This window comes from Massilia sp. TWR1-2-2 (assembly GCF_049897565.1).
Lineage (GTDB): Bacteria > Pseudomonadota > Gammaproteobacteria > Burkholderiales > Burkholderiaceae_D > JAFCUW01.
Genome location: NZ_JAFCWM010000008.1, coordinates 165,187 through 180,667, shown reverse-complemented (window position 1 = coordinate 180,667; position 15,481 = coordinate 165,187). Strand labels below are relative to the sequence as shown.

16 protein-coding genes are annotated in these 15,481 nt (G+C 65.3%); 11 read left to right on the top strand and 5 right to left on the bottom strand.

Going from position 1 to position 15,481, the window contains the following annotated elements:
- Positions 1–28: 28 nt before the first annotated feature.
- A complete protein-coding gene (locus ACP7DD_RS10125; RefSeq protein WP_426174672.1) occupies positions 29–970 on the bottom strand; it encodes a DUF808 domain-containing protein in 942 nt (313 codons plus the stop codon).
- A gap of 336 nt (positions 971–1,306) precedes the next feature.
- Between ACP7DD_RS10125 and ACP7DD_RS10120 the strand changes: the two genes are divergently transcribed.
- The 7 genes from ACP7DD_RS10120 to lipA all read left to right on the top strand — a co-directional run bounded on the left by ACP7DD_RS10120 (position 1,307) and on the right by lipA (position 6,996).
- The gene (locus ACP7DD_RS10120) at positions 1,307–1,519 is read left to right on the top strand and encodes a BrnA antitoxin family protein (RefSeq protein WP_426174671.1); all 213 of its coding nucleotides are present in this window, start codon (positions 1,307–1,309) and stop codon (positions 1,517–1,519) included.
- A gap of 177 nt (positions 1,520–1,696) precedes the next feature.
- Positions 1,697–1,981, top strand: coding sequence for an HU family DNA-binding protein (locus ACP7DD_RS10115; protein WP_099786619.1), 285 nt, complete (start codon positions 1,697–1,699; stop codon positions 1,979–1,981).
- A 127-nt stretch (positions 1,982–2,108) separates the two neighbouring features.
- Positions 2,109–2,750 carry a LysE family transporter gene (locus tag ACP7DD_RS10110; protein ID WP_426174669.1) on the top strand — a complete coding sequence of 214 codons (642 nt, stop codon included), beginning with the start codon at positions 2,109–2,111 and terminating at the stop codon, positions 2,748–2,750.
- 112 nt (positions 2,751–2,862) lie between these two features.
- Positions 2,863–4,692 (top strand): DUF6600 domain-containing protein, encoded by a 1,830-nt coding sequence (locus ACP7DD_RS10105; RefSeq protein WP_426174668.1) that lies wholly within the window; start codon positions 2,863–2,865, stop codon positions 4,690–4,692.
- Between the two features lie 305 nt (positions 4,693–4,997).
- A complete protein-coding gene (locus ACP7DD_RS10100; protein ID WP_426174666.1) occupies positions 4,998–5,267 on the top strand; it encodes a DUF493 family protein in 270 nt (89 codons plus the stop codon).
- 23 nt (positions 5,268–5,290) lie between these two features.
- A complete protein-coding gene (gene lipB, locus ACP7DD_RS10095; RefSeq protein ID WP_426174665.1) occupies positions 5,291–5,968 on the top strand; it encodes a lipoyl(octanoyl) transferase LipB in 678 nt (225 codons plus the stop codon).
- Between the two features lie 32 nt (positions 5,969–6,000).
- The gene (gene lipA, locus ACP7DD_RS10090) at positions 6,001–6,996 is read left to right on the top strand and encodes a lipoyl synthase (protein ID WP_426174663.1); all 996 of its coding nucleotides are present in this window, start codon (positions 6,001–6,003) and stop codon (positions 6,994–6,996) included.
- A gap of 127 nt (positions 6,997–7,123) precedes the next feature.
- Here lipA and ACP7DD_RS10085 read toward each other — a convergent pair whose 3' ends face one another.
- Positions 7,124–8,803, bottom strand: a complete 1,680-nt coding sequence (locus ACP7DD_RS10085; RefSeq protein WP_426174662.1) for a methyl-accepting chemotaxis protein — start codon at positions 8,801–8,803, stop codon at positions 7,124–7,126.
- Positions 8,804–8,957: 154 nt separating this feature from the next.
- Entirely contained in the window at positions 8,958–9,323 is a 366-nt protein-coding gene (locus ACP7DD_RS10080) for a hypothetical protein (RefSeq protein ID WP_426174661.1), read from the bottom strand.
- A 96-nt stretch (positions 9,324–9,419) separates the two neighbouring features.
- Between ACP7DD_RS10080 and ACP7DD_RS10075 the strand changes: the two genes are divergently transcribed.
- A complete protein-coding gene (locus ACP7DD_RS10075; RefSeq protein ID WP_426174660.1) occupies positions 9,420–11,417 on the top strand; it encodes a helicase-related protein in 1,998 nt (665 codons plus the stop codon).
- Between the two features lie 24 nt (positions 11,418–11,441).
- Here ACP7DD_RS10075 and ACP7DD_RS10070 read toward each other — a convergent pair whose 3' ends face one another.
- Complete coding sequence (locus ACP7DD_RS10070) at positions 11,442–12,542, bottom strand: DUF3667 domain-containing protein (protein ID WP_426174659.1); 1,101 nt, start codon at positions 12,540–12,542, stop codon at positions 11,442–11,444.
- A gap of 162 nt (positions 12,543–12,704) precedes the next feature.
- On the opposite strand from ACP7DD_RS10070, the gene ACP7DD_RS10065 reads away from it, so the two are divergent.
- The 3 genes from ACP7DD_RS10065 (at position 12,705) to ACP7DD_RS10055 (ending at position 14,553) form a co-directional block, all read left to right on the top strand.
- A complete protein-coding gene (locus ACP7DD_RS10065) occupies positions 12,705–13,127 on the top strand; it encodes a PaaI family thioesterase (protein ID WP_426174658.1) in 423 nt (140 codons plus the stop codon).
- A gap of 15 nt (positions 13,128–13,142) precedes the next feature.
- On the top strand, positions 13,143–13,574 hold the full coding sequence (locus tag ACP7DD_RS10060) for a group I truncated hemoglobin (protein WP_426174656.1): 432 nt from the start codon (positions 13,143–13,145) through the stop codon (positions 13,572–13,574).
- Positions 13,575–13,647: 73 nt separating this feature from the next.
- On the top strand, positions 13,648–14,553 hold the full coding sequence (locus ACP7DD_RS10055) for a DUF3034 family protein (protein WP_426174655.1): 906 nt from the start codon (positions 13,648–13,650) through the stop codon (positions 14,551–14,553).
- Here the strand turns inward: ACP7DD_RS10055 and ACP7DD_RS10050 are convergent.
- A complete protein-coding gene (locus ACP7DD_RS10050) occupies positions 14,501–15,451 on the bottom strand; it encodes an ArgP/LysG family DNA-binding transcriptional regulator (protein WP_426174654.1) in 951 nt (316 codons plus the stop codon). The genes ACP7DD_RS10055 and ACP7DD_RS10050 overlap by 53 nt on opposite strands.
- Positions 15,452–15,481: the final 30 nt, after the last annotated feature.

The following is a 15,481-nucleotide window of genomic DNA, read 5'->3' as shown; positions in this document are numbered from 1 at the left end:
GGGAAGGTTCATATTGTTGCGGCCAAGATCAAGCGGCGGCGGGCCCTTTGCGCTTGAACATCCTGGTCGCCACCGTCACCACCAGCAGCACCAGCGCACCGGCAATCACGCCGGCCAGTGCGTCGATCAGCGTCGGCGTGATCACCTTCAACACCGGGCCGATGCCGGCCACGCCGCCGGCGGCGGCCGCCGCGCTATCGACGATATGGTGCAGCGGCGGCACCCCGTGCATCAGGATGCCGCCGCCGACCATGAACATGGCCGCCGTGCCCACCACCGACAGCGTCTTCATCAGGATCGGCGCGCCTGCCAGCAGCGCGCGGCCCAGCATCTGCAAGCCGCCGTTGGCAAGCCTGCTCAGGTACAGTCCGGCATCGTCGAGCTTGACGATGCCGGCCACCAGCCCGTACACGCCGGCCGTCATCACCATCGCGATGGTGGCCAATACCGCGAACTGGGTGCCGAACGGCGCGTTGGCAACCGTGCCCAGCGAAATGACGATGATCTCGGCCGACAAAATGAAGTCGGTGCGGATCGCGCCCTTGATCTTGTCTTTCTCCAGCGCCATCAGGTCGATCGATTCGTCGGCCAGCGCCTTGGCCAGCTGCTCGTGGTGCTGCCTGTCCTCGTCCGGGCTGTGCAGGAACTTGTGCGCCAGCTTTTCGAACCCCTCGTAACACAGGAAGGCACCGCCGATCATCAGCAGCGGTATGATCGCCCACGGCGCGAAAGCGCTGATCGCCAGCGCGGCCGGCACCAGGATTGCCTTGTTCTTGAGCGAACCGAGCGCCACCGCCCACACCACCGGCAACTCGCGGTCGGCCTTGACGCCCGACACCTGCTGGGCATTGAGCGCCAGGTCGTCGCCCAGCACGCCGGCAGTCTTCTTGGCCGCGACCTTGCTCATCAAGGCGACGTCGTCGAGGATCGTCGCGATGTCGTCAATTAGTGCCAGCAAACTTGAAGCCATCGTACTGCTCCCATCGGTCAATTAAAAAAATACCATCTTACCCGAGGTTGTTGCGCACACCGCCCCACGCTGGTGTCAGGTCTGACATTAAGACATTCACGCTCGAATGTCTTAATGTCAGACCTGACACCAGTTTTTGCGTGCGCACTGGACGCGTTTTTCCTACCGGTCAGCCGTCGTTTCTGCAGTTCAGTCGTCAAAAACGGCATCTCGTCGCTTTTAAGGAAGATTGCAGAATGGCATACGTATAGTGGCAACACTGACTGGTTGCGTCACGGCAGCCGGCGGCCTGGTCTATTTTTCGCGCAGTTGACACATCCAGCTAGGGGAACCACGATGCACACCGAATCCGATCTTTCCAAACCTGCGGCAAGCGCCGCCCGCGCGGTGAAACGCAAAACGCGCATCACCATCTACCTCGACGACGAGGTGCTCACGCAGTTTCGTTCGCTGTCCGAGCAGAGCGGCAAGGGTTACCAGACGCTGATCAACGCTGCCCTGCGCACCCGCCTGACGGGCGCGCGCACGGAGCCGGCGCCGGCACTGTAAGCGACGCGCGTGCGCCGACGCCGCCTTTTTGCACGCGGCGGCGGCGGCTGGAAAATCGGCCAAAACCGTCGCGATCCAGTCACAGCGGGGCTTACTTTTGCGTGGCCGCTTGAGAAATTGTTACACTGGGCAATAATTATGCTAATCTTTCCGCTCTTTTAACCCCGGAGGATAGTTATGAAAAAAGGCGAACTGATTGCAGAATTTGCGAAGCGTACCGAGATGTCCGGCGCCGCCGCCAACAGCGCGGTCAACACGGTCATCGAGATCATCACCGAGCGCCTGAAAAAAGGTGACACGGTCGGTATCACCGGCTTCGGCACTTTCTCCGTCGCCAAGCGCGCCGCACGCAAGGGCCGCAATCCATCGACCGGCGAAGCGATCAAGATCGCAGCGTCGAAGTCGCCAAAATTTTCGGCTGGCGCGACCCTGAAGGCAGCGGTCAACCCAAAGAAGAAGTAAGCAGCAGCCAGGCAGATGCGGGAACGGCTCACGCCGGCCTGTGTCTGCGACCCGCGCCTGCCCCGCCCCGCTTGTCCCCGCAGTGTTTTTCCCGTTCACCGTCGTTCCCCATTCCCCCAATTCCCGCATGACTTTTGCCACCTGGATCACGTTCGTCATCGCCGGCTCGCTGATTGCCATTTCGCCCGGCTCGGGCGCCGTGATGGCCATGTCGCACGGCCTTGCGTACGGCATCCGCAAGGCCAGCGCCACCGTGCTCGGCCTGCAGGCCGGGCTGCTGCTGGTGTTCATCATCGCCGGCGCCGGCGTCGGCTCGCTGCTGCTGGCGTCGGAACTGGCCTTTAGCGTCGTCAAGACCGTCGGCGCGCTGTACCTGATCTGGTGCGGCGTGAGCCAGTGGCGCGCGAAGCCGCAGGCGAACCGGCAGGCGAACCCGCTCGTCGCGCAGGCGGCGCAACCCTCGTTCGGCGGCCGCGTGCTGACCGGCTTTCTGACCAACGCGACCAATCCGAAGGGCATCATCTTCATGGTCGCCGTGCTGCCGCAATTTATTACCCAGCAGGCGGCGCTGCTGCCGCAGCTGGTCATTCTGGGCGCTACCATGGTCACCATCGACACCGTCGTCATGCATGGCTACGCCTGGCTGGCCGCGTCGATGCAGCGCTATTTCCGCGATGAGCGCGCGATCAAGAAACAGAACCGCTTTTTCGGCGCCGTGCTGGTGCTGGTCGGCGGCGCCCTGTTCTTTGTGAAGCGGGCGCCGGCCTGATGTAATCTGGGCTGCTCGACTTGCAACGTTTTGTAACCGCTGTTATCCGTTTTCCTGCTCAAGCGTTTTGATCGTACGACGAACCTCGTCCGACCTCTTTTGGAGTTCAAAAATGACAACTCGTTTCATCCAGGCCGTCACGCTGCTGGCGTGCGCGGTATTTTCGAGCTTGGCGCTGGCGGCAGATCCGCCGGCGCGGGTCGGACGCGTGGCGCTGTCGCAGGGGCCGGTCAGCATCAGCAGCGAGGTCGGCGACGAGGCCAGCGCGGCGCTGGTCAACTGGCCGGTCACTTCGCACAACCAGATCACCACCGGCCGCGGCGCGCGCACCGAGATACGCGTCGGCTCGACGTCGATCCGGCTCGACGCCGACTCGTCGCTGGAAGTGTCCGAACTCGATGACGACAACCTGCGCCTGCGCCTGAACTACGGCAGCGCCAGCGTACGGGTGCGCAATGGCGACGTGCTGGCCGGCTTCGAGCTGGAGACGGCGGGCTCGCGCATTCGCCTGCAGGAGCCAGGCAGCCTGCGCGTCGACGCTGAACGCGTCGCCGGCACCAGCGTGGTCAACGTGTTCGCCGGCGTCGCGCTGGTCGAAGACCGCGGCTCGCAGCTGATCGTGCGCGCCGGTAAGCGCGCCGAAATCCGCGACGACGACGTGCGCACCGGCCAGGCCGTGCGCGACGGTTTCGACGACTGGGCGCAGCAGCGCGACGCGCGCGACGACCGTTCCACGTCGGCCCGCTACGTCACCAGCGAAATGACCGGCTACGAAGAGCTCGACCAGAACGGCATCTGGCGCGACGACGCCGAATACGGCCCGTTGTGGATGCCGACCGTGGTCGCGCAGGGCTGGGCGCCTTACCGCGACGGCAACTGGACGTGGGTGTCGCCATGGGGCTGGACCTGGGTCGACAACGCGCCTTGGGGTTATGCGCCGTTCCACTATGGCCGCTGGGTGCAGGTCAACCAGCGCTGGGCATGGGCTCCGGGACGCAACATCAGCCGTCCGGTATGGGCGCCGGCGCTGGTCGGCTGGGTCGGCGGCAACGGCTGGAACCTGACGTTCTCGCAAGGCGGCCACCGGCCGGCGCAGGGCTGGTATCCGCTGTCGCCGCGCGATGCGTTCGTGCCGGGCTACCGCCTGTCGAATCAGCACCTGCAGCACATTAACCGCCATGCACGCGACGACCGCCGTGACGACCGCCGCCGCGACTGGCGCGACGACCATCGCCGCGACGGCCTGACCGTGGTGCCGCAGGAGCAGTTCGGCCACCGCGGCACCATCGCCGTGCGCAATGCGCCGCGCGCCGTGGTGGTGCCGCAAGCGCTGCCGAACGCGCCGGCAGTGGCGCCATCGGCGCCGCAGGGCGTGGGCGATGCCCGCGCCGACCGCTTCCAGCGCTTCGACCGCGACGCCCAGCGCGGCCGTCCGCCAGCCATCGATCCAGCGCCAGGCGTGGTGACCGCACCGGCGCCGGCGCAGTTTGGCCGCCGCCAGGAGTTCGAAGAGCGCGAGCGCCGCCAGCGCCAGCAGCAGGCGCCGGTGCCGCCACAGCCAGTTCGTCCGGCCGGCATGATGCCGCCGCCGGCCGCGCCGATGCCAATGCCGCAGCTGATGATGCCACCGCCGGCGGCGATGCCGCAGCCGGCGCAGCAACCCGGCGCCGAGCAGCAGCGCGGCCGTTCGTTCCGCAACGAAGGCGAGCGCCGCCAGCGCGAGCCGGATGCCGCTCAGCAACCGCGCCAGTTTGCGCCGCCGCCAGCTGCGGTCGCGCCTCCTCCTCCTCCTTCGCCACCTCCAATGGTGCGCCAGGCGCCGGTGCAGCAGATGGTTCAGCCGGCGCCGCAGCCAGCGCCGGCTGCGGTGGCGCCACCGGCCCCGCCGCGCCAGCGTCCCGGCGGCAGCCGCAAGGATGGGGTGGAAGAAAAGGAACGCTGACCTGCGGCGGACGTCTCAGTCCGCCTTTTGAGTCGTTCAGCCAGCGATAGATGCAGTTCATCGCATTTGGCGCGTTGGCGGCGGGGCATTTCGCTACAGTGGTTTCACTCCGGCGCACCAGGCGCCACGATCCACCGATTTTGTCCCGCTACTTTCCCCACATGGAAACTAGTTTAAGGCCAGCGCCTAGCTGGCCTTCTTTTTTGGACGATGCTGTTTAAAGCGTTGACATTGACTACAATGGGCACAGCGAGCCTGTTTTCGACGGCTGCGCTGATCGTTTTCAATTCAAGACTGGATTTGCCATGCACCCGACCGTTGATTCCCTTATCGAATACCCGAGCGACTTCCCGATCAAGGTGATGGGTGCCACCCATGACGACTTCGCCGTCACCGTCGTCGACGTCGTGCTCGAATACGATCCGACCTTCCACATCGGCCGCATGGAAGTGCGCCCATCCGCCAAGGGCAACTACACCGGCCTGACGGTGATGGTGCGCGCCACCAGCCGCGCCCAGCTCGACGACCTGTACCGCGCGCTGTCCGGCCACCCGATGGTCAAGATCGTGATGTAATCGGCGCCGAAGCCACCACCCACATGTCCCCCACCCGTCTTGAACCGGCCATCATCCGTGATCTCGGCCGCGCCGAGTACGAGCCCGTGTTCGCCGCCATGCGCGCCTTCACCGACGCGCGCGACACCGCCACGCCCGACGAACTGTGGATCGTCGAGCATCCGCCGGTGTTCACGCTCGGTCTCGGCGCTGACCGTTCGCACGTGCTGGCCGCCCACGACGTCCCCGTCGTCCAGACCGACCGCGGCGGCGAAGTCACCTTCCACGGCCCCGGGCAGGTGGTGATCTACCTGCTGATGGACCTGCGCCGCAACAAGCCGGGCGGCAAGCTGTATGCAAGACAGTTTGTCAACAAAATCGAGCAGGCCATCATCGAGGTGCTGGCGGCGTATAATCTGAACGGTGAGCGCAAAGCCGGCGCGCCGGGCATTTACATCGCCGCGGGCGAGCGCAAGGGCGCCAAGATCGCCGCGCTGGGCTTGAAAGTGCGCGGCAACGGCTGCACCTATCATGGCGTGTCGCTCAACGTCGCGATGGACCTGGCGCCATTTTCCTGGATTAACCCGTGTGGCTACTCCGGCCTGGCGACGGTGGACATGCGCAGCATGGGTGTCGACGTGGCGCTGGCCGACGTGCAGCAGGCGCTGGCGCGCGAACTGGCCAGCCAGCTCGCCACGATCGCCCTCGAACCAACCGAATAACACAACCTTAGCCCGATTGGGCATGCAGCCAAATGACTCCTGACACCGACACCAGCATCGCCCCCGCCTACAACGCCAGCGACAAGCAAAAAGGCGCCAGCAAGACATCGCGCATCCCGATCAAGATCGTGCCGATCGGCGACATCGAGCGCCTCAAGAAGCCAGATTGGATCCGCGTCAAGGCGGCGTCGGCGTCGACCCGCTTCTACGAGATCAAGGACATCCTGCGGGCCAACAACCTGGTGACCGTGTGCGAAGAGGCCAGCTGCCCGAACATCGGCGAATGCTTCGGCAAGGGCACCGCGACCTTCATGATCATGGGCGACAAGTGCACGCGCCGCTGCCCGTTCTGCGACGTCGGCCACGGCCGCCCCGATCCGCTCGACGTCAACGAGCCGCGCAACCTGTCCAAGACCATTGCCGACCTGCGCCTGTCGTACGTCGTCATCACCTCGGTCGACCGCGACGACCTGCGCGACGGCGGCGCCGGCCACTTCGTCGAGTGCATCCAGCAGACGCGCGCGCTGTCGCCGAAGACGCGCATCGAAGTGCTGGTGCCCGACTTCCGCGGCCGCCTGGCCAAGGCGCTGGCGATCTTCAAGGACGGCCTGCCCGACGTCATGAACCATAACCTCGAAACCGTGCCGCGCCTGTACAAGGAAGCGCGTCCCGGCGCCGACTACAAGCATTCGCTCGAGCTGCTGCGCGACTTCAAGGCGCTGTACCCAAACGCGGTGACCAAGTCCGGCATCATGGTGGGCCTGGGCGAGACCGACGAAGAGATCCTGCAAGTGATGCGCGACCTGCGCGATCACAACGTCGAAATGCTGACCATCGGCCAGTACCTGGCGCCGTCGAACTCGCACCTGCCGGTGCGCCGCTACGTGCACCCGGACGTCTTCAAGATGTTCGAAGCCGAGGCGTACAAGATGGGCTTCGTGCACGCGGCTGTCGGCGCGATGGTGCGCAGCTCGTACCACGCCGACGAACAGGCGCACAGCGCGGGCCTGGCGATCGCCGCACAGTAACGAGTTCACAATAAAAAAGGGCGGGCCATCATTATCGATGCCCCGCCCTTTTTTCGCCTTCGCCGTGCCGAAATCACGCGCGGTAAGCCACGCATGGGGAGTGTCGCCACCGCCTCAGTGTATTGATTTAAAACTGTTCCCACTCGGCGTCGCCGGCCGCAGCCAGGCGTGGCCGGCCCATCGGCGCTGCCAGCGCAGGTTTTGCCGCCGCGCGCGTGGCCACAGGCGCACGTGGCGCCGTCCGCGCGGCCACCGGCTCCATCCCCAGCTTGAACGCGCTGACCGCACGCGCCAGGCCCGTCGCCTGGTCGTGCATCGAACCTGCCGCCGCCGCCGATTCCTCCACCAGCGCCGCGTTCTGCTGAGTGACCTGGTCCATCTGCGCGATCGCGCGGTTCACTTCCTCGATGCCGGCACTTTGCTCGCGGCTGGCCGCCGTGATCTGCCCCATGATGTCGGTCACGCGCTGCACGCTCGACACGATCTGTCCCATCGTCGCGCCGGCCTTCTGGACCAGCATGCTTCCCGTATCGACCTTGTCGACCGAATCGTCGATCAGTCCCTTGATTTCCTTGGCGGCGCTGGCCGAGCGCTGCGCCAGCGTGCGCACTTCGGCGGCGACGACGGCAAAGCCGCGGCCCTGCTCGCCCGCGCGCGCCGCTTCAACCGCGGCGTTGAGCGCCAGGATGTTGGTCTGGAAGGCGATGCCGTCGATGACGCCGATAATGTCGACGATTTTCTTCGAAGACGTCGTGATGTCGGCCATCGTCTTGACCACTTGGGCGACCACCGCGCCGCCCTGGGTAGCGACACTGGACGCTTCGTTGGTCAGCACATTGGCCTGCATGGCGTTGTCGGCGTTCTGCTTGACCGTCGACGTCAGCTCCTCCATCGACGACGCGGTTTCTTCGATGCTGGCCGCCTGCTGCTCGGTGCGTGACGACAGGTCCAGGTTGCCGGCGGCGATTTCGGATGACGCGGTCGCCATCTCGTCGGTGCCGGCGCGGATGTCGCGCACGATCTTCAGCAGGTTGGCGTTCATGTCCTTCAGCGCCTGCTGCAGCTGGCCCAGTTCGTCGGTGGACGTGACCTGGATGTCTTCGGTCAGGTCGCCATCGGCGACCCGGCGCGCGCTGGCCACGGCGCGGCGCACCGGCGCGGTGATGCCGACCGTCAGCCACCAGGCGAACGCGATGCCGCACAACAGGCTCAATGCTGCCAGCACGACGACGCGGGTTTGCGCCGCGTCGCGGCTCTCCGCGATCCGGCCCTTCATGCTGTCGAGGCTCTGGCGCTGCACCGCGAGGAAGCGCGCCACCAGCGCCTGGTAAGACTCGGCCGCCGGCAGGTACGCCTTGGTCAGGACGTCTTCAGCTTCCTCGGGCTTGCCTTCGGCCTTCAGCCGGGTGACTTCGTCGCGGCTGGCCAGATACGTCTTGCGCACCGCCATCGCGTCGCCGTAGGCCTTCTTCTCGGCCTCGGTTACCAGCAGCGGCTCGAGCTTCTTGACTGTTTCGGCCGTGCCCTTGGTCGTCAGGGCGGCATTCGCGGCAAAAAACGGCACCAGCGAGGCGTCGCTGCTTTTGGCGATCGCCGAGGTGCGGATGACCGCAATCGAAATGTAGCGATCCCAGTCCGCCGCGTCGCGCTCCTTCTGGATCGGCTGGGCCAGCATGCGCTCGGCTTCCTGCGCAATCGCATTGAGCTGCATGACGCCGACCACCGCGATGAGGACCGATAAGGCGAGGACAACGGCGAAACCGAGCGCAAGCCGGGTGCCGACTTTCATATTCTTGAGAAAATTCATGGGATGTGCTTCTTAAAGGGCCAGGCTGGCCAGCGGGTGGAAGGTAACGAGTGTGTCCGTACGGAAACTTTAGCCACGAAGTATAAACGCCAAGCGCTCACAAAGCGACCCAAATATTGCGTCGCGGCATATTCCGGGCAATATGCCGAGCGCGCTAACGCCGGCCGGCCAGGTCGAACGCAAAGTGCCGGACATAGGGGATCGACGCGGCCGGCAGATTTTTGTCGGGAGGGAAGCGTGCGTTCGCGATCAAGCTGGCGACCTGGCCGGTGATGCCATTGAACCGGCCATCTCCGACCAGCAGCGCCTCCCGCATGCCGCCATCACCGTCGAGCCGGTCCAGCCGACCTGCGTGTTGGCCGGATCGCCCCGCCGCTTGGCCAGCGCCTCGTAGTCGCCGCGCACGGTCGATATCAGGCCCAGGTGCTTGCGGTAGTCGTCCGACTTGGTGCGCTCCGACAGAAAGCGCCAGCGTATTTTCTTCGCGCAGTTCCTTCAGCCGCGTTTCGATTGCCTGCACCCGCGCCCAGGTGCGCCGGCGCTGACGCCAGCGGTGAGACTCATCTGCTGCAGACGAGATATAGTTCGTCTGTCGAATTTAGCGGTGTTTCCATCCATGTCATCCCAATCCCGTCCCGTCATTCCACTGCCGGAAGGCGACGGAGCCGAAACCGAGAACCTGGTCGTCGATGCGGCGCTGCAGGCCAAGGGCGTCCAGCTGGTCAAGATGGAAGGGCGCGTCTTCCTCCGCTTCACCGGCGCGGTCAGGCACAACGACCTGCGCGTGCCCTACCAGCTGGTGCCGGCCCAGGGCGTGCTCGCCAAGCCGAGCAAGTGGCGCAAGATGGATCCGGAGGCGCAGCGCGCGCTGGTGCTCGAACGCGCCGGCGCCGACGCCATCGACGCCCTGCACAATAGCGCCGCCGCCTTCGTGCGCGAGATCTCCGAACTGGCCGACGACTGCGACTTCGACGCGATGACGTTCCTGCAGACGCTGGCCGAGCTGCAGACGTCCGACCCGGCCGAGCATGTGTACGACCGCATCCGCCAGCGCATCATCCACGCCGTCGAGCGCGAGCAGGAAGAGCGCCACGCCGCGCGCACCAAGCAAAGCATCAACCTGGCCGAGTACCCCGATTCATTTGACGTGGCCAGGCGCATGCCGCGCAAATTCATCGCGCTGCTCGGGCCCACCAATTCGGGCAAGACGCACCGCGCGATGGAAGCGTTGATGAAGGCGCCGAGCGGCGTCTACCTCGCGCCATTGCGGCTGCTGGCGCTGGAAAACTTCGAGCGCATGCAGGCGGCGCGCCCGCACGGCAAGGAACTCAAGGTCAGCCTGGTCACCGGCGAAGAACGCCGGCTGGCCGAAGGGGCAACCCACGTCGCCAGCACCGTCGAGATGCTCGATTCGCGCCGGCGCGTCGACGTCGCCGTGATCGACGAAATCCAGATGCTGTCGGACCGCGACCGCGGCGCCGCCTGGACCGCCGCCGTGTGCGGCGCGCCGGCGTCGGTGGTGTACCTGGTCGGCGCGCCGGAAGCGCGCCGCGCGGTCGAGGCGCTGGCCGAACGGCTCGAAGTGCCGCTCGAGGTGCACGTCCTCAAGCGCATGGCGCCGCTGGCGATGGAGCCGACCGCGGTGCGCAAGCTGCGCAACCTGCGCCGCGGCGATGCCGTCATCTGCTTTTCGCGCCGCGAGGTGTTGATGTGGCGCGACATGATCACCGAGATGGGCCTGTCGGTGGCGACCGTGTACGGCAACCTGTCGCCGGAGGTGCGGCGCGCCCAGGCCGAGCGCTTCCGCGACGGCACGGCCGACATCGTGGTCGGCACCGACGCGCTGGCGATGGGCCTGAACATGCCGATCGCGCGCATCGTGATGACCACCGCGATCAAGTACAACGGCTACGAGGAAGAGGAGATTTCGGCCGCGCTGGCGCGCCAGATCGCCGGCCGCGCCGGCCGTTACGGCGTACACGAGGAAGGTTTCGTCGCCGGCTACGACGACGAGACGCACGAGGTGATGCGCGCGCTGCTGAAGGAGAAGCTGGCGCCGCTGTCCGCCAGCGGCTTCGCCGTGGCGCCGTCGATCGAAAACCTGCACCGCATCGCCGCCGTCACCAACGAGACGTCGCTGGTCAAGCTGCTCAAGCGCTTCGTCCACAACATCGATGTGCCGGACGGCTTTTTCTACCCGCGCATCACCGAAGAACAGAACGAACGGGCGATCTGGCTCGACACGCTGACGCTGACGGTGGCCGAAAAGTTCATGCTCTCGCTGGTGCCGATTTCGACCAAGGTGCCGTCGCTGCAGGGCGCGTGGGAACACTGGGCGATGTCGCTGGCGAAAAAGCGCATCTGCAAGCTCGAGCCGGAAGGCGGCTCATTGCGATGGCTGAACCTGCAGGAGGTGGAAGACGCGTGCCGTCGCTATTCGGCCTACGCCTGGCTGGCCTACCGCCAGCCCGCCTATTTTCCGAGCGTGGAAGTGGCGCAGGAACTGTCGCGCGCCGCGTCCGAGCGTGTCGATGCGATCCTGCAGGCGCAGAACGCGGCGGCGCGCAAACAGCAGCGCGGCGCCGGCAGCGGCAGTCTGAAAAAACGCCGCTAACTAAAACCGGGGCGGGGGAAGCGGTCAGGCCACGCTCAGGTACAGGATCAGCAGCAGGTACATCACGAACACGGTCGCCGACGCGCACAGCAGCGCCACCGTGCGCCACAACGCGCTGCCAAAGCCAAGCGAATACGCACCGCGCAGCTGCAGGAACATGTGCAGCGGCGGCACTGCGCACGCCAGCGTCGCCACCAGTGAATTCATCCCGGTCTTTTGCAGCAGCGTCAGCGTCACGACCAGCAGCGCCATGAACGACAGCGAGTACAGCGCGAAGACGGCATGGTCGTACATCGTCACGCCGCGCTTCCAGAAAAACATCAGCCACAGGAACGGCAGCGAGATCGGCACCAGCAAAAACGAGAATTTCGATGCGGTGTTCTTGATCTTGTAGATCGTGAATTCGGGATTCTCGATCGCCTGCTTGATCGTCGCGTCGAGTTTCGGATTGCCGGTGGTGACGCTGGTTGTGCTCGTGTTTACCAGCTTGGGTCCCGCCGTTCCAGCTTGCGTGCCTGCCATGGCTTCGTTGATGGCGTGCAGCGTGGTCTCTTCTTCGCTGACCTCGGAACGTGCTTTGTCGACGTCGGCCTGCGCGGCGCTGTTGCTGTCGCCGCGCTCACGCGCGGCAGCGAGCCTGGTTTCGGCTTTCGCCAGCTTCGCCTTGGCCTTGACGATATCTTTTTCCAGGCCAGCCGTGGCGGCAGACACCTCTGTCGGCACCCCGTTCAGGGTGCTGTGGCTGAGGCTCGAGACAACGAAGAACATGAAAAACACCATGAACAAGAACAGCGCCAGCGGCGAGACGTAACGCGTGCGCTTGCCCTCGATGTACTCGCGCGTCAGCTTGCCCGGCTTGGCGGCCAGCAGCGGCAAGGTGTGCCAGGCCTTGGTGTCGAAATGCAGCAGGCCATGCAGGAATTCCTCGCCGAGATGCAGCAGCGAGCGGTGCACATGGTCGCGCTGGCCGCAGGCGTGGCAAAAGCTGCCGGTCAGCGCGGTCTGGCAGTTGGCGCAGTGGCCGTGCGCCGGCTTGCCGGCGATGGCGGCGCCTTCGCGTTCGATTTCGCCAGCGGCCAGCGTTGCGGTGACGAGTGCGCCCGCGGGCTCGAATTCAAATTGCATGGATATTCCCGACCGTTATTCGATTAAATATTTCCAATCATAAATAATATCATTTCCTCATTGCAAAACCATGTTGTGTTTTTTCAGAGGCAGTGTTTTCCATGCAGCGTGAAATTCCCATAAGATGGCGGACGCACTGGACGCATCGAACAAAGGACCGTCATGAATACCAAAGAAGCAACGATCGAGCAGTTGAACAAAATCGGCGAAGGCCGCTTCCCGGGTTACCTCGGCATCGAGATCACCCGCGTCGGCGACGGCGAAGTGGCCGCTCGCATGGACGTCAAGCCGCATCACCTGGCGCCGAACGGCTTCCTGCACGCCGGCAGCGTCGTCACGCTGGCCGATACCGCCTGCGGTTACGCCTGCCGCGTCAACCTGCCGGAAGGGGCCGACAACTTCACCACCATCGAACTGAAGTCGAACCACCTCGGCACCGCGCGCGACGGCGCCATCGAGGTGGTGGCGAAAGCGGCGCACATGGGCCGCACCACGCAGGTGTGGGACGCGGTCGTCACGAATGCCGCCAACGGCAAGACCATCGCCGTTTTCCGCTGCACGCAGATGGTTCTTTATCCGAAATAGAAAACAGCAGACATCATGAACTTTACTCGCACATCGTTTTCCGCCATCGCCTTGCTGGCGCTCGCATCGCTCGCCCCGGTCCATGCGGCCGACGACGCCACCTACCGCGGCCTCGGCGGCCAGCAGGGCATCAAGGACATCGTCGCCACCCTGATCCCGCTGATCAAGGCCGACGCGCGCATCAAGGAGTCGTTCGTCGACACCGACATGAAGAACCTGGCGATGCGCCTCGAAGAGCAGTTCTGCGCGCTGACCGGCGGACCGTGCGTCTACAAGGGCGACGAAATGAACGATGTACACCGCGGCCTGAAGGTGACCAACGCCCAGTTCAACGCGCTGGCCGAAGACCTGCAGATCGCGATGGAACGCAACGGCGTGCCGTCGCACGTGCAGAACAAGCTGGTAGCCAAATTGGCGCCGATGCAACGCGCAATTGTGACCAAATGATCGCATTCGCCAAATAGATCTTTGTTGTTTAGGGGCAATTGTATAAAATCTAGGGGCACCTTCAGGAGATACGATGCCCCCGATTTTTGGCCATGCCGCACAGCGTTTCGCGTTGCTGCTTGCTGCAAGTTTGAGCACCGGCGCCACACTGGCCCAAGTTACACCGGACATGGGCAAGCTGACCGCCACCGGCGGCGTCAGCCAGGTTGAAGGCGCGGGCGGCGGCGGGCTGACGCCTTGGGCGCTGATCGGCGGCTACGGCTCGCGCGACAGCTGGGGCGCCAACGCCCACTATACACGCGTGACAACCCAGGATTATTCGCTCGATACCTACGGCGTCGCGGTCGGCCTGTTCGACCGCGTCGAGCTGTCGCTGGCGACGCAGGATTTTCGCGGCGCCCTGGCGCCGCTGAACGAGTTGCGCATCAAGCAGGACATCATCGGCGTCAAGGTCAAGCTGATCGGCGACGCCGTGTACGACCAGGACGATGCGCTGCCGCAGGTCGCCGTTGGCGTCATGGCCAAGCGCAACAAGGGCGTCGCCGGCCTGGGCGCGCTCGGCGTCACCAAGGTCACCCAGCTGGGCGCCAAGGACGAGAACGGCGTCGACTACTACGTCGCCGCCACCAAGATCTTGCTCGACCACAGCCTGCTGCTGAACGGCACGGTGCGGGCGACCAAGGCCAACCAGATGGGACTGCTCGGTTTCGGCGGCGACAAGGGCGACAGCTACGAGGCCAAGCTCGAGGTGTCGGCGGCATACATGATCAGCCGCAAACTGGTGGCCGGCGTCGAATACCGGATGAAACCGCGCAACCTGGGCGTCGACAACGAAAAAGCGTATTACGACGCCTTCGTCGCCTGGTTCCCGAGCAAGCACGTGTCGGTGACGGCGGCGTACGCGGTGCTGGGCGATATCACGGTATTCAATCCGGTGCGCCAGCGCGGCATGTACCTGTCGCTGCAGGCCGGCTTCTGATCTTCACGGCTGGATCAGCGCGGAGCGGGCGCCTGCCAGCACCGCGCGGTTGAGGCGATCGAGCAGCCCTGCCGCGGCGCGCGCGTGCTGCCAATGCAGCGCGATGTCGAGCGGGGTGCCCGGCACCAGCTCGACCAGCGAACCATCCTTCAAATGCTGCGCCAGCAGCGCGCGCATGCAGCCCCCATCCCATTCCCGCCACTGCCGCGCTGACAAACGCCTGCGGCGAAGGCAAGGTGTGGCGCGCAATTTCCACGTGCCGATGGCACAGGCGCTGTACCCAGCGCGCCTGCAGCGCGTCCTTCGGGCTGAACACGAGGCTCGGCGCCCGTGCCAGCGTGCCGGCGCCGACGCCCTTGGCAAAATAGCGTTGTACGAATGCCGGGCTGGCGGCGGCCACATAGCGCATCGATCCCAGCGGATGGCGGTCGCAGCCTGGCGCCGCGCGCGCGACGGTGGTCACCGCAGCCAGCACGGCGCCGCTGCGCAGCCACTCCGCGGTGTGGGTCTCGTCGTCGACCGCCACCTCCATCAAGACAGGGTTCTCGGCTGCGAAGGCCATCATGGCCGGCGCCAGCCAGGTGGCCAGGCTGTCGGCATTGACCGCGATCGGCAGCGCCACGCGCGCAACGCCCTGCGGCGCCAGCGCCGGCAGCGCTTCCTGCAAGTCCTGCTCCAGCAGCTGCACGCGGTCGAAGTGCTGGCACAGGCGCCGCCCCGTGTCGGTGGCGCGGCATGGCTGGTCGCGCACCACCATCGGGCAGCCCATCTGCTCTCCCAGCAGCCGGATGCGCTGCGACTCCGCCGATGGCGTCACGCTGAGCGCGCGGGCGGCGCCCTCGAAGCTGCCCTCCCGGATCACCGAGCACAAGGCGGACAGGGCGGCGTAGTTGAGCATAAATAAAACTAATGTGGATGAAGTAAACGT

Bases quoted from the DNA above. Each gene is read 5' to 3' on its own strand.
- ACP7DD_RS10125 (WP_426174672.1), bottom strand. From the start codon at position 970: ATGGCTTCAAGTTTGCTGGCACTAATTGACGACATCGCGACGATCCTC.
- ACP7DD_RS10120 (WP_426174671.1), top strand. From the start codon at position 1,307: ATGCACACCGAATCCGATCTTTCCAAACCTGCGGCAAGCGCCGCCCGC.
- ACP7DD_RS10115 (WP_099786619.1), top strand. From the start codon at position 1,697: ATGAAAAAAGGCGAACTGATTGCAGAATTTGCGAAGCGTACCGAGATG.
- ACP7DD_RS10110 (WP_426174669.1), top strand. From the start codon at position 2,109: ATGACTTTTGCCACCTGGATCACGTTCGTCATCGCCGGCTCGCTGATT.
- ACP7DD_RS10105 (WP_426174668.1), top strand. From the start codon at position 2,863: ATGACAACTCGTTTCATCCAGGCCGTCACGCTGCTGGCGTGCGCGGTA.
- ACP7DD_RS10100 (WP_426174666.1), top strand. From the start codon at position 4,998: ATGCACCCGACCGTTGATTCCCTTATCGAATACCCGAGCGACTTCCCG.
- lipB (WP_426174665.1), top strand. From the start codon at position 5,291: ATGTCCCCCACCCGTCTTGAACCGGCCATCATCCGTGATCTCGGCCGC.
- lipA (WP_426174663.1), top strand. From the start codon at position 6,001: ATGACTCCTGACACCGACACCAGCATCGCCCCCGCCTACAACGCCAGC.
- ACP7DD_RS10085 (WP_426174662.1), bottom strand. From the start codon at position 8,803: ATGAATTTTCTCAAGAATATGAAAGTCGGCACCCGGCTTGCGCTCGGT.
- ACP7DD_RS10075 (WP_426174660.1), top strand. From the start codon at position 9,420: ATGTCATCCCAATCCCGTCCCGTCATTCCACTGCCGGAAGGCGACGGA.
- ACP7DD_RS10070 (WP_426174659.1), bottom strand. From the start codon at position 12,542: ATGCAATTTGAATTCGAGCCCGCGGGCGCACTCGTCACCGCAACGCTG.
- ACP7DD_RS10065 (WP_426174658.1), top strand. From the start codon at position 12,705: ATGAATACCAAAGAAGCAACGATCGAGCAGTTGAACAAAATCGGCGAA.
- ACP7DD_RS10060 (WP_426174656.1), top strand. From the start codon at position 13,143: ATGAACTTTACTCGCACATCGTTTTCCGCCATCGCCTTGCTGGCGCTC.
- ACP7DD_RS10055 (WP_426174655.1), top strand. From the start codon at position 13,648: ATGCCCCCGATTTTTGGCCATGCCGCACAGCGTTTCGCGTTGCTGCTT.
- ACP7DD_RS10050 (WP_426174654.1), bottom strand. From the start codon at position 15,451: ATGCTCAACTACGCCGCCCTGTCCGCCTTGTGCTCGGTGATCCGGGAG.